At 64.3% G+C, this 24,772-nt stretch carries 17 protein-coding genes; 4 read left to right on the top strand and 13 right to left on the bottom strand.

Translation table 11 applies throughout. The features are described 5' to 3' along the window. Positions 1-34: 34 nt before the first annotated feature. Together AC1D0I_RS03220 and AC1D0I_RS03215 are read right to left on the bottom strand one after the other, a co-directional pair. The gene (locus AC1D0I_RS03220) at positions 35-7,084 is read right to left on the bottom strand and encodes an Ig-like domain-containing protein (protein ID WP_477393014.1); all 7,050 of its coding nucleotides are present in this window, start codon (positions 7,082-7,084) and stop codon (positions 35-37) included. A 447-nt stretch (positions 7,085-7,531) separates the two neighbouring features. After that, positions 7,532-8,644, bottom strand: a complete 1,113-nt coding sequence (locus AC1D0I_RS03215) for a LacI family DNA-binding transcriptional regulator (protein WP_167392031.1) — start codon at positions 8,642-8,644, stop codon at positions 7,532-7,534. Positions 8,645-9,222: 578 nt separating this feature from the next. Here AC1D0I_RS03215 and AC1D0I_RS03210 point away from each other — a divergent pair. The 4 genes from AC1D0I_RS03210 (at position 9,223) to AC1D0I_RS03195 (ending at position 13,906) form a co-directional block, all read left to right on the top strand. After that, positions 9,223-10,185 carry a sugar-binding protein gene (locus tag AC1D0I_RS03210; protein ID WP_095083299.1) on the top strand — a complete coding sequence of 321 codons (963 nt, stop codon included), beginning with the start codon at positions 9,223-9,225 and terminating at the stop codon, positions 10,183-10,185. A gap of 105 nt (positions 10,186-10,290) precedes the next feature. After that, complete coding sequence (locus tag AC1D0I_RS03205) at positions 10,291-11,829, top strand: sugar ABC transporter ATP-binding protein (protein ID WP_095084325.1); 1,539 nt, start codon at positions 10,291-10,293, stop codon at positions 11,827-11,829. A gap of 59 nt (positions 11,830-11,888) precedes the next feature. Beyond that, positions 11,889-12,884 carry an ABC transporter permease gene (locus AC1D0I_RS03200; RefSeq protein ID WP_095083296.1) on the top strand — a complete coding sequence of 332 codons (996 nt, stop codon included), beginning with the start codon at positions 11,889-11,891 and terminating at the stop codon, positions 12,882-12,884. Between the two features lie 122 nt (positions 12,885-13,006). Next, positions 13,007-13,906, top strand: coding sequence for an aldose 1-epimerase (locus tag AC1D0I_RS03195; RefSeq protein WP_477393012.1), 900 nt, complete (start codon positions 13,007-13,009; stop codon positions 13,904-13,906). Positions 13,907-13,921: 15 nt separating this feature from the next. Here the strand turns inward: AC1D0I_RS03195 and AC1D0I_RS03190 are convergent, their stop codons facing one another. From AC1D0I_RS03190 to AC1D0I_RS03140, 11 genes are all read right to left on the bottom strand, one after another. After that, positions 13,922-14,137 carry a hypothetical protein gene (locus AC1D0I_RS03190; RefSeq protein WP_477393010.1) on the bottom strand — a complete coding sequence of 72 codons (216 nt, stop codon included), beginning with the start codon at positions 14,135-14,137 and terminating at the stop codon, positions 13,922-13,924. Next, entirely contained in the window at positions 14,134-14,889 is a 756-nt protein-coding gene (locus AC1D0I_RS03185; protein WP_477393008.1) for a COG4280 domain-containing protein, read from the bottom strand. Before AC1D0I_RS03185 ends, AC1D0I_RS03190 begins: the two co-directional genes overlap by 4 nt. A 114-nt stretch (positions 14,890-15,003) precedes the next feature. Continuing rightward, positions 15,004-15,633, bottom strand: a complete 630-nt coding sequence (gene phnN, locus AC1D0I_RS03180) for a phosphonate metabolism protein/1,5-bisphosphokinase (PRPP-forming) PhnN (protein ID WP_457150150.1) — start codon at positions 15,631-15,633, stop codon at positions 15,004-15,006. Then, entirely contained in the window at positions 15,630-16,784 is a 1,155-nt protein-coding gene (locus AC1D0I_RS03175) for an alpha-D-ribose 1-methylphosphonate 5-triphosphate diphosphatase (RefSeq protein WP_477393006.1), read from the bottom strand. Before AC1D0I_RS03175 ends, phnN begins: the two co-directional genes overlap by 4 nt. Positions 16,785-16,818: 34 nt before the next feature. Beyond that, a complete protein-coding gene (locus tag AC1D0I_RS03170) occupies positions 16,819-17,526 on the bottom strand; it encodes a DUF1045 domain-containing protein (RefSeq protein ID WP_477393004.1) in 708 nt (235 codons plus the stop codon). A 256-nt stretch (positions 17,527-17,782) separates the two neighbouring features. Next, positions 17,783-18,595, bottom strand: coding sequence for a 5-deoxy-glucuronate isomerase (iolB, locus tag AC1D0I_RS03165; RefSeq protein WP_477393002.1), 813 nt, complete (start codon positions 18,593-18,595; stop codon positions 17,783-17,785). Between the two features lie 4 nt (positions 18,596-18,599). Next, the gene (locus AC1D0I_RS03160) at positions 18,600-18,833 is read right to left on the bottom strand and encodes a DUF3329 domain-containing protein (protein ID WP_477393000.1); all 234 of its coding nucleotides are present in this window, start codon (positions 18,831-18,833) and stop codon (positions 18,600-18,602) included. Between the two features lie 79 nt (positions 18,834-18,912). Continuing rightward, a complete protein-coding gene (gene iolE, locus AC1D0I_RS03155) occupies positions 18,913-19,830 on the bottom strand; it encodes a myo-inosose-2 dehydratase (protein WP_477392998.1) in 918 nt (305 codons plus the stop codon). 72 nt (positions 19,831-19,902) lie between these two features. After that, positions 19,903-21,753 carry a 3D-(3,5/4)-trihydroxycyclohexane-1,2-dione acylhydrolase (decyclizing) gene (iolD, locus tag AC1D0I_RS03150; RefSeq protein ID WP_477225064.1) on the bottom strand — a complete coding sequence of 617 codons (1,851 nt, stop codon included), beginning with the start codon at positions 21,751-21,753 and terminating at the stop codon, positions 19,903-19,905. Positions 21,754-21,788: 35 nt separating this feature from the next. After that, positions 21,789-23,723 (bottom strand): bifunctional 5-dehydro-2-deoxygluconokinase/5-dehydro-2-deoxyphosphogluconate aldolase, encoded by a 1,935-nt coding sequence (locus tag AC1D0I_RS03145; protein WP_477392996.1) that lies wholly within the window; start codon positions 23,721-23,723, stop codon positions 21,789-21,791. 154 nt (positions 23,724-23,877) lie between these two features. Next, entirely contained in the window at positions 23,878-24,723 is an 846-nt protein-coding gene (locus AC1D0I_RS03140; RefSeq protein ID WP_477393248.1) for a MurR/RpiR family transcriptional regulator, read from the bottom strand. Positions 24,724-24,772 lie beyond the last annotated feature (49 nt).

The following is a 24,772-nucleotide window of genomic DNA, read 5'->3' as shown; positions in this document are numbered from 1 at the left end:
CCCCCTTCAGATGGTGACCTCTGCCTTCGCCCCCTCACACCACCACAAAATCCGCATTCGTCATCGCGAGGTTCGCCGCCACCGTGGCGAAATGCTTCGAGCCGCCGGCGGCATCGCCGTTGCTGTCATAGTAGAGCCAGCCGGTGTCGGTCTCGTAGATGATGTGCTGGTCGGCGGAGGTCGCGGTGCCGGAGGCGTTGGCGGTGAACTGGTCGGGGCTCAGCGTGCCATTGCCGGCAACGGCTGCAAAGATCGCGTGATCGAGCACAATGGTGTCGTCGATCACCGAGAAGTCGGTGATGGTGTCGACATTGACGACGAAGCTGAGTGCGGTGGTGAAGAGGAAACTGTCATGGCCCAGCGCGCCGGTCAGCGTGTCGTTGCCGCTGAGGCCGTTGATGATGTTGTCGCCGGAATTGCCGGTGATGACGTTGTCGATGTGGTTGCCGGTGCCGTTAATGGAGGCCCCGCTGCGCAGGTTGAGGTTCTCCAGTTCCTGGCCGGAGAGATTGAAGCTGACGGAACTGTTGACCGTGTCGGTGCCCTGGCCGTCGAGCTCGATCGCCCGGTCGCCGGCATTGTCGACGAAGTAGGTGTCGTTGCCGGTGCCGCCTTGCATCGTGTCGGCGCCGGCCTTGCCATCCAGCGTGTCGTTGCCGCCAAGGCCGATGAGCGTGTTGGCGCCGGCATTGCCGGTGAGCGTGTTGCCGGTCGAGTTGCCGGTGCCGTTGAGGTTGCCCGCGCCGGTCAGCGTCAGGTTTTCCAGCTCCTGGCCCGAGAGGTTGAAGGAGACGGAACTGAAGACGCTGTCGATGCCCTGGCCGTTCAGCTCGAAGATATGATCGCCAATATTGTCGACGAAATAGGTGTCGTTGCCGAGGCCGCCCCGCAGCGTGTCGGCGCCGCCGAGGCCGTCGAGGATGTTGTTGCCGCTGTTGCCGGTGATGTCGTTGATGGTCGAATTGCCGGTGCCGTTGATGTTGCCCGTGCCGAGAAGCGTCAGGTTCTCCAGCTCCTGGCCGGAGAGGTTGAACGAAATGGCGCTGTTGACCGTATCGAAGCCCTGGCCGTTGAGCTCGATCACATGGTCACCGAGATTGTCGACGAAGTAGGTGTCGTTGCCGAGGCCGCCCTGCATGGTATCGGCGCCAGCCATGCCATCCAGCGTGTCGTTGCCGCCCAGGCCGAAGAGCGTGTTGGCGCCGGCATTGCCAGTGAGAAAATTGCCGGTGGAATTGCCGGTGCCGTCGAGGTTTGCAGCGCCAAGCAGCGTCAGGTTTTCCAGTTCCTGGCCGGAGAGGTTGAAGGAGACGGAACTGAAGACGCTGTCGGTGCCCTGGCCGTTGGCCTCGATGATATGGTCGCCGGCATTGTCGACATGATAGATGTCGTTGCCGACGCCGCCTTGCATGGTGTCGGCGCCGGCCTTGCCGTCCAGCGTGTCGTTGCCGCCGAGCCCGATGAGCGTGTTGGCGCCGGAATTGCCAGTGAGAACATTGCCGGCCGAATTGCCGGTGCCGTCGATGCTTGCGGCGCCGAGCAGCGTCAGGTTCTCCAGCTCCTGGCCTGAGAGGTTGAAGGAGACGGAGCTGAAGACGCTGTCGATGCCCTGGCCGTTGAGCTCGATGACACGGTCGCCGGCATTGTCGAGATAGTAGCTGTCGTTGCCGGTGCCGCCTTGCATGGTGTCGGCGCCGCCAAGACCATCGATGATGTTGTCGCCGCTGTTGCCGGTGATGGTGTTGGCAAGTTGATTGCCGGTGCCGTTGATGGACCCTGTGCCGGTCAGCGTCAGGATCTCGATCTCCTGGCCGGAGAGATTGAAGGAGACGGAGCTGAAGACACTGTCGGTGCCGTGGCCGTTCGCCTCGATCACCTGGTCGCCGGCATTGTCGACAATGTAGGTATCGTTGCCGAGGCCGCCTTGCATGATGTCGGCACCGCCAAGGCCGTCGATGATGTTGGCGCCGGCATTGCCGATGATGGTTTGCGCGAACTCATTGCCGGTCAGGGTGAGGGCGGTCGTGGCGGCAACATTGTCCGTTGCCAGCGTCTCGATCTGCTGGCCCGCGGCAAGTGCATAGCTGACCGAGGTCCGGACGGTGTCATTGGTGCCTTCGCCCGCCGCCTCGAACACCTGGTCGCCGGCATTGTCGACGGTGTAGGTGTCGTTGCCGGCAAGGCCATGCATGGTATCGGCGCCGATGCCGCCATTCAGCGTGTCGGCTCCCGCCGTGCCGATCAGATTGTCGCCGTCGCCATCGAGGCCATGGACAGTGATGGTCACCGTGCCGATGCTGCCGCCGGCGAGCGTATAGGTGAAGCTGTCGGTTGCGGTCGTGTTGCTCGCACCCGACGCACCCGGCAGGTCGTTGAAGACGCCATTCGGGTCGTAGTCGAAGGTGCCGTCCGCATTCAGCGTCAACAGCGCGCCGGAGGCCAGCGTGATCTCGGTGCCGACATTGCCGGCGACGCCGTTCACGGCGGCGACTGAAAGCGGATTGTCGATGTCGACATCGACGCCGTCGCCATTGTCGGCGAAGACGTTGAAGCCCGGGCCGATCGCCGTCGCCTCGTTGGTCGAGAAGGAATCGACAGCCGCAAGCCCGGGGTCGTCGACCGCCGCCACGTTTATGCTGACCGTGGCGACGTCCGAGGTCGTCGTTCCGTCACCGACCTTATAGGTGAAGCTGTCGGCGCCGTTGTAGTTGGCGTCGGCCGTGTAGCTCAGCGATCCGTCGGCATTCAGCGTCAGCACGCCGTGCGACGGGCCGTTGACCAGCAGCGCCGTCAGCGGATCGTGGTCGGCATCGCTGTCGTTGGCCAGCAGGCCGGGCGCCGCAATCGTCAGCTGCGTGTCCTCGCTGGCGTTGTAGCTGTCGTTCGCGGCTACCGGCGCGTCGTTGACGGCGGAGACGTGAACCGTCGTCGTTGCCGTATGCGGGCGCAGGTCGCCATCGAAGCTCACGGTGACCGTGCGGTCGGCGGCCGATGGGTCGGCGCCGTTGCTGTTGGAATAGGTCAACGCATGCAGCAGCGTTTCGAAATTCGCGTTGTTCAGCGAAAGATCGAGAGTGACGGTCAGGTCATGCCCGTTCTGGCCATCGCCACCGGCCGCGATCGTTCCGACGGTTACCCCGCCGACCGTGACGACGCTGCCGGCGGTGAGGCCGTCGGAAAGCGAAACATCGCCTGACGTGTCGAAGCCAAGAACGTCCTCGGCCGCCGTGCCGCCGCCGGTGATCGAGACTGTGAGATGCCCGGGCTGCGCCAGATTGTTTGAATCGTAGGTGTAAAAGACCGTGCCGTCGGCATCGGCCAGCGAAGCGGCGGTGCCGGTATCGAGATGGACAGCCGGCCCGTCCTCGGTGAAAGTCGCCGCGTCGCCGTCGAGACCGGCAAAGGTCGGCAAGGCATACATGCCGGCATCGCGGCTGGTGTCGTTCTGGCCTTCGATCAGGCTGAATGCACCTGTCAGGCCGGTTGACACGGACACGTCGCTGTCGGTCGCGTCGTTGGAGACAGGCGAGTCCTGCGTCGTCAGCACATATCCCGAGGGCGCCGTGAACTGCAGCTGATAGGAACCGGGCAGGAGATTGGTGAAATTGTAGTGCCCGTTCGCATCGGTGGTGGCGGTTGCCAGGATGTTATGTGCCGCGGATGTGTCGACAAGTGAGACGGAAACGCCCGCAATTCCCACCTCGCCGGCGTCCTGGCGACCGTTGAGGTTGGTGTCGTTGAAAACGAAATCGCCGACCGTGGCGGGCACGGCCATGCCGGCGTCCACATTGGAGATGTCGGCGTTTTCAACGAGGACGATCGTCGGCGCGATGCCCAGGGAATTGACGTCGCTGTCGAGGGCGGCAACACCACCTTGGTTCGCCGGTGAGAAAATATGACCGTCGGCGTCGAACTGGACAGAATAGGCGCCATCGACGATGTCGGTGAAGGAATAGCCTCCATCGAGACCGGTCGTGGTCGATACGTTGACCGCGTTGCCGAGATGGTCCGTGCCTAGAAGGTGCACGGTAATTCCGCTCAACACGGCACCGTCGTCATTGATGCCGTTGCCGTTTTTGTCGTCGAACGCGGTGCCGCTGATCATGTTGTGATCGAGGCCGGTCAGCGCCAGCGCATTGCTTGCGCCACCTGGATTGCCGGCGGCATCGCTATAGGTCGCGCCGGCGACGCCGATGCTGCCATGCACCGCGTTGGGCGTGAAAATGGCTGTCCGCGTCAGGCCCGTGCCGGTGATCGCGCTGAGCGTACCGCCACTGACGGTGACATCGCCCGTCGAGCCGTCCCACGCAAAGGTCGAGCCGGGGTCCTCGCTGAAGGTGAACGTGATCGTTGCCGATTCGCCGACGTGGATCTGGTCGATGTCGCTGGAGATCGTCAGGGTCGGCGCGCTGGTGTCGAGGGTGAAGTCCAGCGACGACGTTGCGGTGTTGCCGGCGGCGTCCGTTTGGCTCGCCACGATGGTGTGCTGGCCGTCCAGCAGGCCGGTCGGCGTGAAGGCCCAGACGCCGGCGCCGTTGGCTGTCGCCGTCCCGGCGATGGCATTGCCGTCGACGGTGAAGTGCACGATGGCGTTGGGGTCACCCGATCCGGTCAACGTCGCGACATTGGTGATGGTGTCGCTTCCCGAAACGCCGGTATCGCTCTGGAGATGACTGGTCACCGGCGGCACGCTGGTGTCGAGGGTGAAGGTCAGCGACGCCGTCCCAGTATTGCCGGCGTTGTCTGTCTGGGTCGCCACGATCGTATGCTGGCCGTCCAGCAGGCCAGTCGGCGCGAATGTCCAGACGCCGGCGCCGTTTGCGGTCGCCGTCTGGGCGATTGGGTTGCCGTCGACGGTGAAGTGGACGATCGCGTTGGCGTCACCCGATCCCGTCAATGTCGCGACATTGGTGATGGTGTCGGCGCCGGAAATGCCGGTATCGGTCTGGAGATGGTTGGTCACCGCCGGCAAAGTGGTGTCGAGGGTGAAGGTCGTCGACGAGGTTCCGGTGTTGCCGGCGTCGTCGGTTTCGCTCGCGATGATGGTGTGCTGGCCATTCAAGAGGCCGGTCGGCGTGAATGTCCAGACGCCAGCGGCGTTGGCGGTCGCCGTCTGGCCGACGAGCGTGCCGTCGACGGTGAAATGCACGATCGCGTTGGCGTCGCCCGTCCCGGTCAGTGTGGCGACGTTGGTGAGAGTGTCGATGCTGGAAATGCCGGTGTCGGTCTGGAGGTGGTTGGTCACGACAGGTGCTGTGGTGTCGATGCCGGTCAGCACGACGTTGTCGAACAGCGTCTGGCCAGTGCCGATTTCGGTGATGAGGACCTTGACGGCCAAGCCCCGCGTGGTCGCGTCAAGCGCGGCTGTGTTCAGCACGTAGTGCGCGACGCTGCCATGGGCCTGCACAGCCGATGAGGTGTCGTAGTCCTGCGAGGCGATCTGGATCCCGCCCGCGATGACCTGCACCCGCACGGTGGTTCCGTTGCCCGTGTCGGCCCGGCTCCCGAGGTCGAAAGCGACACTGTAGCTGTCGAAGTTTCCAGGCGCGTTGACCGTTTGCGATACGCTGCCACCGTTGCCCAAAAAACCGATATTGCTGCCGGCAAAGCCGGTCGAAACGGCTGATGTCGGCGCGAAAGCGCCGAATGAGCCGATCCCGGTCCATCCCGTCAGCACGCCAGCCACCGTATTGCCGGCAGTGTGATCGATACTCACGCCGGGGCCGGTGTCCGACAGATCGATGAGCTGGAAATCGCCGTCAGCGAGAAGGTTGGAGATCGCGATCGTCGTGTTGCCGTTGACGTCGGTGGATGTCACGAAACGATTGCCGAGATAGCTGTGGGTGACATCGAGTTGCAGGATCTCGCTGCCGCCGGAAGCGCGTGTGATCGTCAGGATGTGGGTGCCCGAATCATACGAGACGCCGGTCGCCGAACCAAAGCCGAGCAGTGAAATCGTGTCGGATGTGCCGAAATTCTTGAGCTGGTTGGCGATGTTCACACCCGAAGCGAGCTGCAGCGCGCCATGGCCGAAGAAGTTGATGGCGCCCGATCCGGCGGCGGTTGTGTTGGCCAGTGAAAGCGTGCCGCTGTAGACGGTGATGCCGCCGGCAAAGCCGTTAGCGCCACCCAGCTGCAGCGTTCCAGCGCCTTTCATGACGATGCCGCCGATGCCGTCGCCGTCCTGGATGACGTCGTTGATGGTCGAGGTCTGCCCGAGCGCCGTCGTGAAGTTTATGGTCGCGCCGTGCAGGAAGATGCCGGAGCCGGACGATCCGCCGCCGCCGCCACCCTGGACCCCGATGCCCTGATTCGGGCCCGCCGCTCCTCCTTGCACCGCACCGCCGGAGATCGTGCCTCCGGCGATGGTCAGCGTGCCAAGCGTATCGACGAAGATGGCACCGCCTGCTCCCAGGCCGCCGCCGCCGCCGGCGTATCCGGCATGGCTGAAGCTTCCGACGCCGCCTCCGCCAGCGCCCCAGCCGCCATTTCCAGGCACATTGGGTGCGCCGGCAGAGGGTGTGGCCGCGCCGCCGCCGGCGCCGAAGCCACCACTTGCACCACTGCCGCCAGGGCCTGAGCCAGTCCCGCCAATGCCGCCTATGCCGAAGCCGGTGCCATCGTTGAGGAAGCCATTCCACAGGCCGCCGTTGGCGAAAGTGCTGCTGATGCCGCCGCCATTGCCGCCGATGGCCCGGTCGCCGGTGAAATCGACATTGCTGATCGTCACATTGGCGCCGGCGCCGACGAACAGGCCGCCGCCCAGCCCGGCGCCGCCGCCGCTGCCATTGCCTTGCCACACGCCGCCAGTACCGCCTCTTGCGGTGGTATGGACGATGTCGAGGTCGTTGATCGCGACAGTGCCGTGCTCGATGACGAAGCCGCCATAGGTGTTGGCGCCGTCGATCGTCTGGCCATTGCCGTTGATCGTCAGGTTTTCGCCGGCCGTCAGGAACAGCGGCGTCATATTTCCGCTGAGCGTGAAGCTGGTCGTGAAATTGAAGATGTCTGTCCCGGCGCGGCCCGCGATAGCGGTGATCGCCGCATTGAGGGTGGCCTGGTCGGAAATCGTGAAAGTGGTCATCGTCGTCCCTCGTTAGCGCCCGCACCGACGCCTGGCGGTGATGGCCGGGTTCGCCGCAAAAATTGATCCTCTGGGTTTAGCCACCGACCCTGGTCGGCAAGAGGAATGCGCCAACGCGCCGCGTCCTGGACCGTGGGCGCGCGAGGGATCGCGCCCCGCCATCCGAAAAAACCTGCTGCTCAAGCGTCATCCGCCCCTTGTGCCCTGCTGGAGCCCGTCGACAGGACACAGCTGTCCGCCCGGATGCCGCGCCAGGGACAGCGCATCCGTTTCAAGCACCAAATTCTTGAGGCAACCCAAACCCAACCGCGGCGGACGCTAGGTCGGGACTTGCTCGCGGTCAATTCGCGGCATTTGACTATTTCTGGGCGGACTTTTGCGTGGCCGCGGACAACCGGGCAGCGAAGGCAATGGAAGACATGAATTGCTGCTTCAAGCGCGCGCTTTTTAGGACACGGCCGCCACGGCCCGCACGCTTTCCCGCTCCACCAGCGGGCATTCCAGCTTGGTGATCGGATAGCGTCCTCGCCCAGGCGCCGCCGGCACCTCGAGTTGCTCGATCGCCCATTGTCCCATTGCCATGTGCGGCAGGATCGAGGTCGTCAGCGGTGGGAACAAATGCCGGGCGATTTCCTCGTCGTCGTAGCCGACGACGGAAATGTCCTGCGGAATGTGCAGGCCGGCTTCCTTCAGCGCTTCGTAGCAGCCGATCGCGGTGCGGTCGTTCTGGCAGAAGATGGCGGTCGGCCGGTCCTTCAGCGCCAAAAGCTTGACGGTCGCGGCATAGCCGGCGCTGGCCGACCAGTCGCCCTCGACCACCAGTTCGGGATCGAACGGGATGTCGGCGGTGGCGAGTGCGCGGCGATAGCCCTTCAGCCGATCTTGTGCAGCCTGCATCCACGGCTCGCCGGTGATGGTGGCGATGCGGCGGTGGCCGTGGCTGATCAGGTGGCGGGTGGAACTTTGGCCGCCGGCGATCTCGCTCGGCACCACGGCGGGGAAGGCATAGTCCGCCGTGTAGCAATTGAGCAGGATCACCGGGATGTCGAGGCCGTAGAGATAGTCGGGTGCGGTTATCTCGCGGGTGAAGATGGTCATGTAGATCAGCGCCGAAATGCCCCGCTTGGTCAAGGCGGCGATGGCGCGCGGCTCCATGACGGAATCGCCCAGCGTCTGCGCCACCAGAAGCACGTTGCCGGCGTTCCACGAGGCCTGCCGCGCGCCTTCGATGGCGACGACGGCTTCGGGGCTGGTGGCAAGCTGGTCGACGGCAAAGCCGATCACGCCGTCAAGCCCTTCGAACGAGGCCACGGGCGCCCGCAGGGCGGAGAATGCCGGCGCGGCATAGCCGAGGGAGCGCGCGGCCTCGATCACCCGTTCGCGCGTCTGCTGCGACAGCTTGATGCCGGGCGAATTGTTGAGCACGAAGGAAACGGTCGCCTGCGAGCAGCCGGCGGCCCTGGCGATGTCGGTCATGGTGACGCGACCCCTGGCGCTCTTTGCCGGCGGCTTGCGCCGCTTCGCCGTGTCGAGGGTTTCCGGATCCGTCGTCTCGCTCATGGCATCCCCAATCCTAGGCCTGTCTAGCGGCAGCCGGTGAGGCCGACAAGATGGCGTGACATTATCGATTTATAGAAATCGCTGCGATCATTTATATCTATTAGCACTCTGGAGGTCCATCTCTCATGCAGTGCCACACAGTCCGGAACTCAAAATCCACAAGGCTTGGCCTCAGACGCAGGCAACGCGCCGGCTCGCCGGCAGGTGCGCCGCGAAACCGCAATACTGCCCTGGATACCGCTCAAAAACTAATACTGTTTACTAATACAAGAATGCGCTGTACCGTCAATCCATCGCATCCGGCCCGGTCGGTCCGGGAGCGGTGGGAGTGCGTGAAAATAGCCCGATGGCGAGCGGATACTACCTCCGCAAGCTGTGTTTCCGACAAGTGATATGTCTGACAAATCGGACTATTTACGAACGAAGGATGAGTCTCTAAAGTCCATGATCGCAGCTGGAGCGACGCCGTTGTTTCGGCGCCGGGACCCTTTGAGGAGGAGGGCGTCCAAGCTGCAGAAGGCAAATTCAGGTGACTAAGATCGGTCAGTCGAACGACTGAGCCAAACGGGAGGTTGAACATGAAATCCTTGATACGAAATGCATCCGTAGCCACAGCGGCGCTGCTCATCGGCCTGACGGCGACGGCCATCGCACGCGCCGACGACAAGCCGACGCTGGCCTTCGTCGTCAACGGCGCTTCCGATTTCTGGAAGGCCGCCGAAGCCGGCGTCAAGAAGGCGCAAGGCGAACTGCCGGACTACAATCTTGAGCTCAAATATCCCGAGCAGTCCTCCGTCGCCATCCAGCAGCGGCTGATGGATGACCTGGTTACGGCTGGCGTCAAGGGCATCATGGTCTCGGCCGTCGATCCCAAGACCTCGACCGACGGACTGAACAAGATCGCCTCGCAAACGGCGCTGTTCACCACCGACAGTGACGCCCCGCAAACCAAGCGTGTCGCCTATATCGGCTCGTCCAACGTCGATGCCGGCAAGCAGGCGGCCGAGATCGCCAAGAAGGCGATGCCCAATGGTGGCAAGTGCCTCGGCTTCGTCGGCCTGCTCGGCGCCGACAATGCCAAGGAGCGTATCCAAGGCATGAAGGACGGCCTCGCCGGCACCAAGATCGAACTCGTCGACGTGCGTGGCGACGACATCGACCAGGCGCGCGCCAAGAAGAACGTCGAGGACGCGCTGGTCGCCAGCCCCGACGTCACCTGCATGGTCGGCTTCTACTCCTACAACACGCCGCGCATCTATGAAGCGCTGCGCGACGCCGGCAAGCTCGGCTCGATCACCGTCGTCGGCTTCGATGACGATCCGATCACGCTGGGCGGCGTCAAGGAAGGCACCGTTGCCGCCACCGTCGTGCAGCAGCCCTTCGAATGGGCCTATCAGGGCATGAAGCTGATGGCTTCCTATCTCAAGGGCGACAAGTCGGGCATCCCGGAGGGCGGCCTGATCATCATCCCGACCAAGATCATCGGCAAGGACGACGTCGACGCCTATGCCGCCAATCTGAAAGCGATGTCCGGAAACTGAGACAGAGCAATTGCGCCGGTCCGGGGTTCGCCCCGGGCCGGCATTCGTATTGACGGGCCGGCGAAGGCCGGTCAGTCTGTGGCCCACCGGCTGCTGTCAGGCGTGATGAATTATTCCGAAACATCCATAACGGCGTCCACCCCGTTCCTCACGCTCGAGAACGTGCGCAAGACCTATCCAGGCGTCGTCGCGCTCGACGGCTTCTCCATGGAGGTCAGGCCGGGCGAGGTCATCGGCCTCGTCGGCGAAAATGGCGCCGGCAAATCGACCTTGATGAAGATCCTCGGTGGCGTCACCAGGCCCGACACCGGCACCGTCACGGTCGACGGCATCGCCCATGACGGGCTCTCGGTCGAAGCCAGCCTCGGTTCCGGCATCGCCTTCGTCCACCAGGAACTCAACCTGTTCGACAATCTCGACGTTGCGGCCAACATCTTCTTTGGCCGCGAGCCGTTGCGCGCCGGCGCACTGAAGCTAGTCGACCGCGCCCGGCTGCGCACCATGGTGGCGCCGCTGCTGAAGCGCGTCGGTGCCAATTTTTCGGCCGACACGCCGGTCGCCGCTCTGTCGCTGGCCCAGCAGCAGATGGTCGAGATCGCCAAGGCGCTGTCGATCAAGGCAAGGCTGGTCATCCTCGACGAGCCGACATCGAGCCTGCCGCTCGCCGAAACCGACAAACTGCTCGACGTCATCAAGGCTTTGAAGGCCGACGGCATCAGCGTCATCTTCATTTCGCACCGCCTGCATGAGGTCGAGCGCGTCGCCGACCGCGTCGTCGTTTTGCGCGACGGCATGCTGGCCGGCACACTGCAGAAGAGCGCCATCAACCACGACCAGATGGTCAAGCTGATGATCGGCCGCATGCTGAAGGAGCGCGAAAAAGCCTCCGAGGCCGCGCGGGCTCCCGGCGCGGTCGCGCTTGCCGCCAAGGCCATCCGCACTCCTGCCTATCCGAGCCGGCCTGTCGATCTCGATGTCAGGCGCGGCGAAATCCTTGGCCTTGCCGGGCTTGTCGGCTCCGGCCGCACCGAACTGGCGCGCGTGTTTTTCGGCATCGACAGCAGCCTTGGCGGCGCGCTCGAGCTTGGCGGCAAGCCGCTTGCACTGGGCTCGGCGGCGGATGCCGTCGCCCACGGCATCTTCCTGGTGCCCGAGGACCGCAAGCTGACCGGCATCCTGCTCGACCTGTCGATCGCCCAGAACATCTCGCTGCCCAATCTGCCGGCGCATGCGCGCCGCTCGCTGGTTTCGGCAAGTGCCGAGACCGCCACCGCCGAAAAGCAGAAGAGCAATCTCGGCATCAGGGCGCCGTCGGTGCAGACACGCACTGGCACGCTGTCGGGCGGCAACCAGCAAAAGGTCGTGCTCGGCAAATGGCTGGCCATGAACCCGAAAGTGATGATCCTCGACGAGCCGACGCGCGGCATCGATATCGGCGCCAAGGCGGAGATCTACGGGCTGATGCGGGCGCTGGCCGACGCCGGCGTCGCCGTGCTGATGATCTCCAGCGACATGGAGGAGGTGATCGGCGTGTCCGACCGCATCGCCGTCATGCATGAGGGCCAGATCTCGGGCATTCTCGACAAGGACCAGTTCAGCCAGGAAAACGTGCTGCTGCTGGCGGTGGGCAAGCAGCCGAAATAGTTTTTTGCCGCGGGGTCGCGGGAAGCGCGATCTGCTCCGGCGGCATTGGGGAGAAGACGATGAGCAAGAAAGATCTCGGCCTGCTGATCCTGATCCTGGTGGTGGGAACGGTGGTGGCGATCATCAACCCGCGCTTCCTGTTGCCGATCAATCTCGCCAACACCTCGAACCTGATCGGCCTGTTCGGCATCCTGTCGATCGGCCAGGCCTTCGTCATCATCACCGGCGGCATCGAATTGTCGGTCGGCTCGGTTGTCGCGTTGCTGGGAACGCTGTTCATCGACTTCATCGCCGTGCGCGAACTGGACTGGCCGCTGGCCTTCGTGCTGATCATCGCGCTCGGCGCCATCATCGGCCTGGTGCATGGCTGGCTGATCACGCGGCTCAAGCTGCAGCCCTTCGTCGTCACCCTGTGCGGCCTGCTGATCTATCGCGGCGTCGCCCGCTTCTACACCGCCGACGGCACCGCCGGCTTCGCCTTCGGCCAGAATTTTCCTGACCTGGAATTCCTGACGGCCGGCCGCTCCTGGGGCGTGCCGAACAGCTTCATCGCGCTGATCGTCATCTCCATCGTCATGTGGGTGGTGCTGCACCGCTCGGTGTTCGGCCGCTATCTCTACGCCATCGGCAAGAACGAGGAGGCGGCGAAATATTCCGGCATCCGCACCGGCCGCGTCGTCATGGCCGCCTATGTCATCTGCGGTGTACTGACGGCGCTGTCGGCGATCTATTTCGCCATGTACACGCGCTCGATCTCGCCGGCCAGCCATGGCCAGTTCTACGAGCTTTATGCCATTGCCGCGGCCGTGCTCGGCGGCTTCTCGCTGCGCGGCGGCGAGGGCTCGTTGATCGGCGTCATCCTCGGCACGGTGCTGCTGCAGGAACTGCAGAACCTCGTCAACCTGCTCGGCATCCCGTCCTCGCTCAATTTCGCGGTGATGGGTGGCGTCATCCTCATCGGCGTGCTGGTCGACCAGCAATGGGGCGTGTTCCGGGCAAGGCGGCTGATGGTCGACGCCGCTCGCAAGAACGTGGCCGGTGCGGCCGCGGAATAACCGTCAGCCCCGGCACAGCTCTGTATCGATGAAATGATTGCAGCCGTGGTGTTGTTCTGCGATCCACTGGACACGCACATCGGGCCAAATGCCTGATATCGATGGCGGATGGATGGTAGGCGATGGGTGCAGTTCCTGAACCATTGACGCTCAGGGCCGGGGCGCTTGCGGTCGACCTCGTGCCGCGCATTGGCGGCAGCGTGGGCTCGCTGCGCTGGCGCGGCATCGACCTCATGCGCCGGCTTTCCGATGACGATCGGCAAGCGGGCAACGTGCTTGGCGTCGCCATGTTTCCGATGATGCCCTACGCCAACCGCATCGCTGGAAACGCCTTCGACTTCGCAGCCAAGCGCTGGCAGGTCCAGCCGAACAATCCACCCGAAACAATCAACGTGCATGGCAGTGGCTGGAAACACGCCTGGACTGTCGCTGAGGCGAGCGACGCCCAGGCAACGCTGTCGCTGGATATCGCAGCCGGCGTCGAACCTTACTCCTACCGCGCGACGCAGGCTTTCGTGGTGTCCGAGGTAGGGCTCAACGTGACCATGACGCTGACCAACACGGGGCCGGTTTCCATGCCGTTCGGTTTTGGCCTGCATCCCTGGTTCGATCGCGACCCGGACGTCACATTGCAGTTCGAGGCGACGCGGTTCTATCTCGAAGAACCGCAAGGCATCGCGGGCGATCCGATCACGCTTGCACCCGAACTCGACTTCGCCGCCGGCCGGCCTTTGCCCGCCGGCTGGCGCAACAATGACTATGGTGGCTGGACGGGCGAGGCGACGCTTCGCTTTCCCCTGCGCGGCGCAGGCTTGCGCATCAAGGCCGATCCCGTCTTCGGACACCTGATGCTGTACGCCGACCCGACGAAACCGTATTTCTGCGTCGAACCGCAGACCAACGCCTCCGGCGCTTTCAACCGGGGCGGATGGAACGATCCGGACGAGGGCATCATCGTGCTCGCCCCAGGCGAAAGTGCGGCTGGCACCGTGTCGCTGATGCCCTTTGCCCTTGGGGCCTGAAGCAACGCGCCAGCCCTACCGATTGGTCCCGCGTGCGGCGCGGCGAACGCTGTGCAACAGGATGGCGAGGCAGCCCACCAACAGCAGGGCATCGCCGAGCAGCGGCGGCAGCGCCAGCAGCTTCACCGCCGCCGTGATGAGGGCCACCAGGACCAGCGCCAGCAGCGCCAGACTGCCGTCGTCGACGAACATACCGAAGAATTCCTTGGCCGCGAGCCGAATGACGTTCATCGGGCGAGCCCTCCGCTGAGTGTGGGGTAAGCACCGCGCAGCCAGCGCACCATGGCAAACGAGGCCAGCGCGACGATGGCGAAAATGGCGAGCAAGGCGAGATCGGCACCCGGCCAGTCGGCGCCGATGCCTTCGCCGGTCCAGAAGATGCCGAAGCTGGTCAGCATCAGCCCGACGACGAATTTCAGCGCATTTTCCGGCACACGTGCCAGCGGCCGATGGACCGCCAGGCCGATAAGCATCACCAGGACGAACGCCGCCAGCGCGCCGAGGCTGGCGTAGAGCGTCTGCCCATGTGCGGCGCCGACCGCAATGACGATGAACACCACCTCGACGCCCTCGAGCAGCACCGCCTTGAACGACGCCAGCCCGGCGAGGTAGTCGGCGCGGCGGTCGTTGGCCTGCTGGTGCAAGGCTGCGGTTTCCTTGGAGAAGGCCGCCTCCTCGTCATGCAGGGCGATGACGCCGACGCTGCGCAGGATGGCCTTTCGCAGCCAGCGCATGCCGAACAGGATCAGCAGCACCCCGACGACGAACTGCAGCGTGGTGATGGGTACGAGCGCCAGCAGCGGGCCGAACGTCAGCACCAAAGCCGCCAGCAGCGCCAGCGCCAGTGCTGCGCCGGTCAGTGCCGGGCGCCAGCTGCGCGTCACCCCGACGGCGAGCACGATGGTGAAGGCCTCGACGACCTCGACGAAGGACGCCAGGAATGCCGCCGTGATCGTCGAAAGGATGGGTGTCAGAGTCTGCATGGAGATTCTTCCTGGAAGGTCGTTGCCCCGGGATCGCGATCCGGCATCATGATGCCGTCAGCACCATACAGCGCTCCAGTGGCAGCGAAAAAGCAAGTGAAGCGCCAATTGGCTCTAGATCAAGCCCGATATGTCGGAGAAGGCCATCGCCTTGCGCAGCACCTCGGCGAAGCGTTCACCGGCCGCCTCGCGCGGGCCGCTGTTGTCGATCGAGGTAACATCAGGTCCCGACAAGGTCACACTGGCGCTTCGCGCCAGCCGCGCCAGCACTTCGCCGCGAGACTCGCGCCCGCGCATCGCCAGCCGCTCGGCCAGCACCTCCGGCGAGGCGGTGATCTCGACGATGGCCAGGTTGGCATAGCGCTCGCGCAGCACCGGGATGATCGCGCGCGACACGTTGGCGACGGCGACATGGCCATTGGCGACCGACCAGTCGACATCGGCCGGAATGCCATAACGCAGGCCATGCGCCTCCCAGGAGATAGCGAAGGCGCCATCCGCTTCGGCTTCGACGAAGGCCGCGTCGGCCAGCGTGTCGTGATCCTCGCTCGCGGCATCGCTCGGCCTGGTGATGACGCGGCGAACGAACTCCAGCCGGGTCTCGTCGGCAAAGCGGGCTCGGGCGTAGCCGATCACCGTGTCCTTGCCGGCGCCGCTCGGGCCGACGACGGCGACGAAGACGCCGTCGCGGATCGGAAACCTCTCGGCGGACAATTCGCGCTCGATCAAGGCCGACACCATCATGCGACCCGGCGTCCCTGCCGCCAGACCGTGCGCACGACCGGGACATGGTCGTCGACACGCACGCGCACCAGATCGGCGCGACGGCCCTGCTCGATAATGCCGCGGTCGGTCAGGCCGACCGCTTCGGCCGGGTTCTTCGAGACCATGGCGACCGCCTGCGGCAGGGAAATGCCTTCGACAACGTCGCCGAGGAAGAACGCCGACTGGATCAGGCTGAAAGGAATATAGTCGGACGACAAGATATCGAGCAGCCCGTCGCCGGCCAGCGTGCGGGCCGAGACATTGCCCGAATGCGAAGCACCGCGCATGACGTTGGGCGCACCCATCAAGACGCCGAGCCCTGCCTGTTTCGAGGCCCTGGCGGCTTCCTCCGTGGTCGGGAACTCGGCGACGCGCACGCCCTGTTCGATCGCCTCGTCGACATGGCCTGTCGTGGCGTCGTCGTGGCTTGCCAGAACGATGCCGCGCTCGTGGCAGGCGGCGGCGATATGCACACGGTTCGGTCCCGAATTCCGGGCCGATTCCGCCATCCGCTTTTCGCAGAACAGCTTGAAGTCGCGGTCGGTCAATTTCAGCTTGCGCTGGTAGTAGTAGGCATAGGTTTCGAGGTTGACGAACTGGCGCTGGCCGGGCGCGTGGTCCATCAGCGATGCCAGCTTGACCCGCTCGTCGCCGTCGAAATTGGCGAAGGCCTTAAGGCAGTCCGGCGCCGAAACCTCACAACGCAGATGGATGAAATGGTCGGCCCGCAGACGATCCTGCTGGACACTGTCCTCGATCGCGTCGGCCAGCTTGCGGATGTCGTCCGATGTCAGGTCGGCGTCCTCGTCCATGCCGACGCGCAAGGCATCGAGCACGGTGGTGATGCCGGCGGTCGCCACTTGCGCGTCATGGGCGAGCACGGCGGCGATCGGGTTCCAGCGCACCTTCGGCCGCGGCGCGTAGTGGCCTTCGAGATGGTCGGTGTGGAGTTCGACCAGCCCGGGAATGATATAGTCGCCGCCCATGTCCTCGCCGGCCATGGTCCCGCCGGTGTGGTCGGTGCCGGCATCGATGCCGGCGATAAAGCCGTCGCGCAGCACCAGCGAACCCTCGACGATCTCGTCGGCAAGCACGATGCGCGCGTTGGTAAGAACAGTTTCGGCGGTCATTTCAGGCAGTCCTTGTTTATTCCGGCTGGGTTGTTCAGGCGGTTTTTCTGGCAGGGCGGCGCCCGAGCGCGTGATGGGAGAGCACCATGAACGGTGCGCCCGGTTCGGTTTCGACAAACAGCGTCAACGCATCCACCAGCACCGGCTGTTGCAACACCTCCGCGAACAGGCTGTCGATTGCTGCACGAAGACGAGGGCTTTCCTGTGGCCCCGCCCGGCCGGACAGCGTCATGTGGAAGCGGAAGGTCTCGAAGACATAGGGATAGCCCCACTGGCACAGATTGCGGAATTGGGCGGGCTTCAGCGAGTCCGGGCTGCGCCGTTCGATCTCCGCCTCTGTCAACGGCGCGCGAAACCGGTCGAAACCGAGCACCACGTCATCGGCAAAGCGGTTGAGCGGAGGCAGCGGTCCTTCCGGCACCAGCGCAAAGAAGCTGTCGATCTGGCTGACGACAAGGCGCGGGATCGTCACCACCGGCGTTGCCTCGGCAAAATGGTCGAGTGCCGCGCGCAGCGAGGTCTCCGTCTCGTTGGCAGCCAGCCGGAAGGGGGCTTTCAGCGTCGCATGAAAACCGTAGCGCCGCGCCGAAGCGGTGTGGAAGGCAACTTCCGCCGCCGACAGATTGGCCACCGTCTCCACCGGCCTTGTCGCGCCACCGAACGGGTCGCGGCCCAGCCAGTTGGCGGCGATCCGCGCCAGCGGCTCGTCCTGCCGGGGAGTGAAATAGATGGCGTAGCGCATGAGAAGAAGTCCTCGTTAAAGCGCGCCGCGTTTGAAGAAATGCTGCGACGCGCTTTAAGTCTTGGTTTTTCGCATATCGTACTCCCAAAACCGCTGCTCACTTTTGGGCGACATGCACTGGCCCCGCTGCCATAGGCGATTTCCATGACGGATTGACGAAGCTTTGAAGGGTTTTCGAAGGCAAATCGACCCTGCAGGTTCTTAGCCGACGATTTTCCCAGCTGGACCAACAGCTTCACCCGAAACGAATGACCGGTTAGGCTTTCATCAACCATTCGTGCTCGGGCGCGTTGTGGAATTTCCACGTCCGCTTCGGCCCGGCCATCACGTTGAGATAGTAGAGGTCGTAGCCGTGGCAGGCGGCACAGGGATGATAGCCCTTGGGCACCAGCACGACATCGCCATCCTCAATCGCCATGGCCTCGTCCAGCGCGCGATGACCGTTCTTGTCGGCGTCGGTGTAGACGCGCTGGAAGGCAAAGCCCTGCGGCGGGTTGAGGCGATGATAGTAGGTTTCCTCGAGATAGGATTCGGCCGGCAGATTGTCCTGGTCGTGTTTGTGCGGTGGGTAGCTCGACGTGTGGCCGCCGGGCGTGATGACCTCGACCACCAGCAATGAATCGGCCGGCTTGCCTTCCGGCAGGACGTTGGTGACGTAGCGCGTGTTGGTGCCCTTGCCGCGCACCTCCTGGCCGAGTTCGTCCGGTCCGATCACGCGCACCGGCAGGCCGCCGCCGAGGCCCGGTGCAGAGCAGACCGCGAGCTCCAGCTCCGTGTCTGCCGTAACCGACCAGTCCGACCCTTCGGGTATGTAGACCGACCAGGGTTTGCCCTCGAACGGCGACATGCGCTCGCCGAGCAGGCCGAGGTCCTTGCCGCCGGCTGTCGCTTTGCCCTTGCCGGTGACGAACACCAGGCAGACCTCGCGATCGTCCGTTTTTCCCGACGCGCTCTCGCCGGGCTTCAGCCGATGCAGGTCGAAACCGACATAGGTCCAGCCGGCGGTTTTCGGCGTCACATGGGCGACGCGGCCATGGCCCTTGTCGGCCTTCACCAGCAGTTTCGACATCCGGTTACTCCTTCGGTTCGGCCTCGGCCGTTGTCTTGCTCTCGTCGGCCGGCCTCTCGTCGGCCGGCTTGTAGAGATAGAAGAACTGCCACACGCCGTAGCCGGCGAAGCCGAGCGCGATCACGCCCCAGAACGGCGTGCCGGTGGCGAATTCGATGATCGACCAGATGACGCAGACCGCGACGACGGCGACGCGCCGCCACAAAGGCCGGAAAAACGGATGCTCGGAATCTCTCATCCGGCCAACCTACAGCAACCCGGCTTCGCCGAGAACCAGCGCGTCAGGCATTGGGGAAGCCCTAGGCATTGGGAAAGCCCTAGGCATTGGGAAAGCCCTGCGTCTCGACCGTATAGCCGGCCGCCGTCATCACCCGCATCAATTCCTTGTGGCCCACCTCAGCCATCTTGAGCGGCGGGTTCTTCTTCGGGTCCTGCTCGGCCTCGACCACGAACCAGCCCTCGTAGCCATGGTCCGCGAACCGCTGCACGATGGCGCCGAAATCCAGCGAGCCGTCACCCGGCACCGTGAAGGCCCCGAGCGCGACGGCGTCGAGGAAGGATTGCTTGGTGCGGTCGAGCTTGTCGATCACGCCCATGCGCACGTCCTTCACATGCACATGGCTGATGCGCGCATAGTGGTTGTCGATGGCGCGCAGGACGTCGCCGCCGGCAAAGGCCAGGTGCCCCGCATCGAGCAGCAGCGGTATGCCGGCTCCGGAATACTTCATGAAGGCATCGAGTTCCGGCTCGGTCTCGACGACCGCCGCCATGTGATGGTGATAGGAAAGCGGCATGCCCTGTTCGGCGCACCATTCGCCAAATTCGGTGAGGCGTTTCGCATAGACCTTCATCTCGTCGTCCGAGAGCTTCGGCTTGGTTGCGAGCGGCTTCGAGCGGTCGCCCTGGATCGAGCGGCCGACCTCGCCATAGACGATGCAAGGCGCGTTCACCGCCTTGAACAGATCGATCATCGGCTGGATGCGATCCTTGTTCTTGCCCATGTCCTCATCGATCAGTGTGCCCGAGAACCAGCCGCCGCAAAGCGTCACGTCGGCCGCCTTCAGGATCGGCAGCATGACATCGGGATCGTTGGGAAACCGCCGGCCCATCTCCATGCCGGTGAAACCGGCCGAGCGCGACTGGCGCAAACACTCTTCCAGCGACACATCATCGCTGAGTTCCGCGAGATCGTCGTTCCACCACGCAATGGGGGACATGCCCAGTTTGGCTTTCAAGTCGTCACTCCAGTTTTCAGTTCGTGCCCACCCTCCCCGCGAAGGGAAAGGTGGGATTTGCCGGCGTTGGCATCAATCGCCAATGGTCTGCATCTGCCGTTTTTCGTCATAGGCCTTGCGCGCCGCGTTCACCTGGGCACGCGCCGAGACCTCCGGCACCGCAACATCCCACCAATGGCCGCCGGCATCGGTCGAAACCAGCGGATCGGTGTCGATGACCAGCACGGTGGTGCGGTTGTTCTTCCTTGCCTTTTCCAGGGCGTTTTCCAGCCCGGCGATCGATGGCACTTTCTCGGCAATCGCCCCCATGCTCGCTGCATGCGCGGCGAAGTCGATATCGGGCAGGATTTCGTGGCGCGAGTCCTTCAGGAGATTGTTGAAGTTGGCGCCGCCGGTCGCCATCTGCAGCCGGTTGATGCAGCCATAGCCACGGTTGTCGAGCAGCACGATGGTCAGCTTGAGGCCGAGCATCACCGACGTGGCGATTTCGGAATTCAGCATAAGATAGGAGCCGTCGCCGATCATGACGACGATCTCCTCGTCAGGCTTCGCCATCTTGGTGCCAAGCCCGCCGGCAATCTCGTAGCCCATGGTCGAGAAGCCGTATTCGGCGTGGTAGGAGCCCGGCGCGCCCGCTTGCCACAGCTTGTGCAGTTCGCCGGGCAGGCCGCCGGCGGCGTGCAGCAGGGTTACGCCAGAGCCCATCGCGCGCTGCACGGCGCCGATCACCTGCGCGTCGGACGGGTAGGCGGCGTTGGTCGACGCCGTCACCTTGGCCGCCTCCACCTGCCAGGCCTTCTTGCCGGCGGCCGCATTGTCGGTCCAGCTTGCCGGCGCTTTCCAGTCCTTCAGCGCCGCGCCGAGTTCGGCCAGCCCCTCGGCCGCATCAGCGACCAGCGGCAGCGCCCGGTGCTTGCCGGCATCGAAAGGCTGCACGTTCAAGCCGATGATGGTCTTGCCGGAGTTCTTGAACAACGCCCACGAGCCGGTGGTGAAATCCTGCAGGCGCGTGCCGATGGCCAGCACGATATCGGCTTCCTCGGCCAGCCGGTTGGCGGCCGAGGTGCCGGTGACGCCGACCGCCGCCATGTTGAGCGGATGATCGTCCGGCAGCGAGGATTTGCCGCCTTGCGTCTCGCAGACCGGGATGCCGGCGCCCTGCACGAATTTCGCCAGCTCGTCCGAGGCCTGCGAATAAAGCACGCCGCCGCCGGCGATCACCAGCGGCTTCTTCGCCCCCTTGAGTGCTGCCACCGCCGCGGCAAGCTCGTGGCGGTCCGGCCGCGGCCGGCGCTGGTGCCAGACGCGCTCGGCAAAGAAGCTCTCGGGATAGTCATAGGCCTCGGCCTGCACGTCCTGGCAAAGCGACAGCGTCACTGGGCCGCAATCGGCCGGATCGGTCAGCACCTGCATGGCGCGGCTGAGCGCCGGGATGATCTGTTCGGGCCGCGTGATGCGGTCGAAATACCGCGACACCGGACGGAAGCAGTCATTGACCGTCGCCGTGCCGTCGGAGAAATCCTCGGCCTGCTGCAGCACCGGATCGGGAATGCGGTTGGCGAAGACATCGCCGGGCAGAAAAAGCACCGGCAGCCGGTTGACGTGGGCCAGTGCCGCAGCCGTCACCATGTTGAGCGCGCCGGGGCCGATCGACGAGGTCGCCGCCATGAAGCGGCGGCGGAAATTGGCCTTGGCATAGGCGATCGCCGCATGCGCCATCGCCTGTTCATTGTGGGCTCGGAAGGTCGGCAGTTCGTCGCGCACCTGATAGAGCGCTTCGCCGATGCCGGCGACATTGCCGTGGCCGAAGATCGCCCAGACACCGCCGAAGATCGGGACTTTCTTGCCGTCGATCTCGGTCATCTGCCTGCTGAGAAAGCGGGTCAGCGCCTGCGCCATCGTCAGGCGGATTGTCTTGCTCATGGTGGTTTTCCTCCGCAGTCCTATGCCGCGCCTTCTTATGCTGCTTTGCGGCCGCGCGCGGCAAGCCACGCTTCGGTCAACTGTTCGAAGCGCGAGGCCATGTCGGCGATCGCCTCGTCATCCGACATCTTGCCGGCCAGCCATTGTTCGGCCGCGTGGACGAAGATGGTCCGGCCGACGGCAAACCCCTTGACGATGGGCGCCTTGGCGGTTGCGGCAAAAGCTGCTTCCAGCTCGTCCTGCGGCGCTTCCAGGCCAAGCAGCACGACGCCCCGGCACCATGGATCATGCTTCAGGATCACCGCTTCGATCTTTGCCCACGCCGCTGCCGAAGCCTGTGGTTCGAGCTTCCACCAGTCGGGCTTGATACCGAGCGCATAGAGTTCCTCCAGCGCGCGCGGGATCGTCGTGTCGTTGAGCTTGCCGTGTTTTCCAGCGATGATCTCGACCAGTAATTCCCTGCCGACCTTGCGTGCGGCCTCGAACAGCGCGCGCAGCTTCTGCTGCTGCTCTTCCTTGAGCGCCGCCGGATCGTCTGGATGATAGAAGCACAGGCACTTGATGCAGTGATCGACCGGCCATTCGACGAGCTGCGAGCCGATGTCCTGCGAGAACTCGAACCGTAGGGGTCGCGATCCCGGCAATTCGACTGGCCGCCCGAGCCAGGCGAAGGGATGGCGGGCGAATTCGAACATCGCCTCGCGGCCATGCTTCTCGTCGATCAGCATGCCATAGCCGTCGCGACCGGCGGCGACCTTCGCCGCCGCCTTGACCGCCAGAACCTTGAAATCGCGGATGCGTGCGGGATCGGCACCGGCCTTCGCCGCCACATCCTCGAGCTGCACGCGGTGATCGCAGGCGAGCGCCATCAGCGAGGGAACATCGCGGCGACGCGTGGTTGCCCAATGGATGTGGTTGACCGCCTCGTCCTTGCGCAAGGCGAGATGCTTGCTGCCGTTCTTGAGGAAGAACTGCAGCTCCTCGAAGGTCGGATATTCCGGCGCGCACAGCAGCCGCGACACGGCGAAGGCGCCGCAAGCATTGGCCCAGGTCGCCGCCGTCGCATGGTCTTCGCCACCCAGCCAGCCACGCAGAAAGCCGGACATGAAGGCGTCACCGGCGCCGAGCACATTGTAGATCTCGATCGGAAAGCCCTTGCCGACGACGCCGTCCTCGAGATCCTCGCTGATCGGCCCGTCATAGACGATGCAGCCCATGGCGCCACGCTTCAGAACGATGGTCGCGGCGGACAGCGAGCGGATCGTCTTCAAGGCGCTCAGGCAATCATCGGCACCCGACGCGATCATGATCTCTTCTTCGGTGCCGACGATCAGGTCGCAATCGGGCAGTACCGTCTTCAACTGGGCCGAGACCCTGTCTGATTTCACATAACGCTCGAACCCTTCGGCATGGCCGGCCAGACCCCAGAGGTTCGGCCGATAGTCGATGTCGAACACCACCTTGCCGCCCTTGGCCTTGATGATGCGGATTGCCTTGCGCTGGGCGGCATCGCTGTTGGGACGGGAAAAATGCGTGCCGGTGACGACGATGGATCGCGCCGAGGCGATGAAGGCCTCGTCGATGTCTTCCGGCGCCAGCGCCATGTCGGCGCAGTCTGAGCGGTAGAAGATCATCGGCGACACGCCTTCATCCTCGACCGACAGCAGCACCAAGGCGGTCAGCCGCTCCTTGTCGGTATTCAGCCCGGCGACGCACACGCCTTCGCGCCTTAGCTGTTCGCGGATGAAGCGGCCCATCTGCTCGTCGCCGACGCGGGTGAGCAGTGCCGAGCGCAAGCCGAGCCTCGCCGTGCCGACAGAGATGTTGGCCGGGCAGCCGCCGACCGACTTGGCGAATGAGGTGATGTCCTCCAGCCGCGAGCCGATCTGCTGGCCATAAAGGTCGACGGAAGCGCGACCGATGGTGATGACGTCGAGCGGCGCCTGTTTCGCGTCCACGGCTTCGCTCATTGGAACCTCCCGTCAGTCTTGTTGTCTTGAGCAACGCATTTTGGGGTACACGCGCGAGCGGCAGCGTGGCGCCAGGAATATGAAATAATAATTCCAATCCATAGTCAATATGGAATGAGCATTCCCCGGTCTAAAATTGTCTTTGAGGTGCCTGCTAGGCCTTGCGCCTGCGGCCCGTGCTGCGCCGTTTTTCGCCGACGCCAACGGTCAGCGCCATGGCCAGCGCCATCGTCGCCGACAGCGAGCGGAAGCCGGCGAAATCCGCCTCGGCAACCTCGAACCAGATGCTGGCGAACTGGGCAAGAGGCGAAAACGAGCTGTCGGTGATGGCGACGATCGGCACGCCCTGTTCCGAAATGTTGCGCGCCTCCTCGATGGTGGCCGGCGCGTACGGCGAGAAGCTGATGGCGATGACGGCGTCCGCCGGCGTGGCGAATGCGATCATCTCGGCGTTCAGCCCGGCGGCCGATTCGATCAGCTGGTTGCGGATCTTCAGTTTGCCCAGCGCATAGGCGATGTAGGACGCCACCGGATAGGAGCGGCGCTTGGCCAGCACATAGATGGTCTCCGCCTTCGCCAGCAGCGAAATCGCGTCTTCCAGATGCGCGTCGTCCAGCGTGCGCGAAATGTCGTTGAGCGAGGTGCTGGCGGCGGCGACGAAGCCGTCGAAGATCGCCCGGTGACCGGCGGCGCCCTCGGCCTTGGCACGCAGCGCCTGCAGGCGTTCGTCATAGGACGAGTTGCGCTCGCGCAGCCTCTCGCGAAACACCTGCTGCAGGCTGGTGAAACCGTCGAAGCCAAGCTGCTGGGCAAAGCGGATCAGGGTCGACGGCTGCACGCCGGCCGAAGCGGCGATGCTGGCGGCGGTGCCGAAGGCGATGTCGTCGGGATTGTCGAGCGCGTAGGCGGCGATCTGGGCGATGCGCTTGGGCAGGCTTTCGCGCCGGTCCAGGATGGTGGCGCGCAGCGTCTCGAAGTCGCGAGGTACCCGTTCGTCCATCGTCGCTCTGTCCAGGCTCATCTATGGGTACCCTCTCTGCCCCATCATA

The sequence above is a fragment of the Mesorhizobium sp. P2_D1 genome (assembly GCF_056404455.1).
The sequence above is the reverse complement of the archived record's forward strand: the minus strand, read 5'-3'. Positions and strand labels throughout refer to the sequence as shown.

Excerpts from the sequence above, each read along its gene's own strand:
- AC1D0I_RS03160 (WP_477393000.1), bottom strand. The coding sequence starts at position 18,833 with ATGAGAGATTCCGAGCATCCGTTTTTCCGGCCTTTGTGGCGGCGCGTC.
- AC1D0I_RS03190 (WP_477393010.1), bottom strand. The coding sequence starts at position 14,137 with ATGAACGTCATTCGGCTCGCGGCCAAGGAATTCTTCGGTATGTTCGTC.
- AC1D0I_RS03220 (WP_477393014.1), bottom strand. The coding sequence starts at position 7,084 with ATGACCACTTTCACGATTTCCGACCAGGCCACCCTCAATGCGGCGATC.
- AC1D0I_RS03185 (WP_477393008.1), bottom strand. The coding sequence starts at position 14,889 with ATGCAGACTCTGACACCCATCCTTTCGACGATCACGGCGGCATTCCTG.
- AC1D0I_RS03215 (WP_167392031.1), bottom strand. The coding sequence starts at position 8,644 with ATGAGCGAGACGACGGATCCGGAAACCCTCGACACGGCGAAGCGGCGC.
- iolB (WP_477393002.1), bottom strand. The coding sequence starts at position 18,595 with ATGTCGAAACTGCTGGTGAAGGCCGACAAGGGCCATGGCCGCGTCGCC.
- AC1D0I_RS03205 (WP_095084325.1), top strand. The coding sequence starts at position 10,291 with ATGAATTATTCCGAAACATCCATAACGGCGTCCACCCCGTTCCTCACG.
- AC1D0I_RS03145 (WP_477392996.1), bottom strand. The coding sequence starts at position 23,723 with ATGAGCGAAGCCGTGGACGCGAAACAGGCGCCGCTCGACGTCATCACC.
- AC1D0I_RS03175 (WP_477393006.1), bottom strand. The coding sequence starts at position 16,784 with ATGACCGCCGAAACTGTTCTTACCAACGCGCGCATCGTGCTTGCCGAC.
- AC1D0I_RS03170 (WP_477393004.1), bottom strand. The coding sequence starts at position 17,526 with ATGCGCTACGCCATCTATTTCACTCCCCGGCAGGACGAGCCGCTGGCG.
- AC1D0I_RS03210 (WP_095083299.1), top strand. The coding sequence starts at position 9,223 with ATGAAATCCTTGATACGAAATGCATCCGTAGCCACAGCGGCGCTGCTC.
- AC1D0I_RS03195 (WP_477393012.1), top strand. The coding sequence starts at position 13,007 with ATGGGTGCAGTTCCTGAACCATTGACGCTCAGGGCCGGGGCGCTTGCG.
- phnN (WP_457150150.1), bottom strand. The coding sequence starts at position 15,633 with ATGATGGTGTCGGCCTTGATCGAGCGCGAATTGTCCGCCGAGAGGTTT.
- AC1D0I_RS03140 (WP_477393248.1), bottom strand. The coding sequence starts at position 24,723 with ATGGACGAACGGGTACCTCGCGACTTCGAGACGCTGCGCGCCACCATC.
- AC1D0I_RS03200 (WP_095083296.1), top strand. The coding sequence starts at position 11,889 with ATGAGCAAGAAAGATCTCGGCCTGCTGATCCTGATCCTGGTGGTGGGA.
- iolD (WP_477225064.1), bottom strand. The coding sequence starts at position 21,753 with ATGAGCAAGACAATCCGCCTGACGATGGCGCAGGCGCTGACCCGCTTT.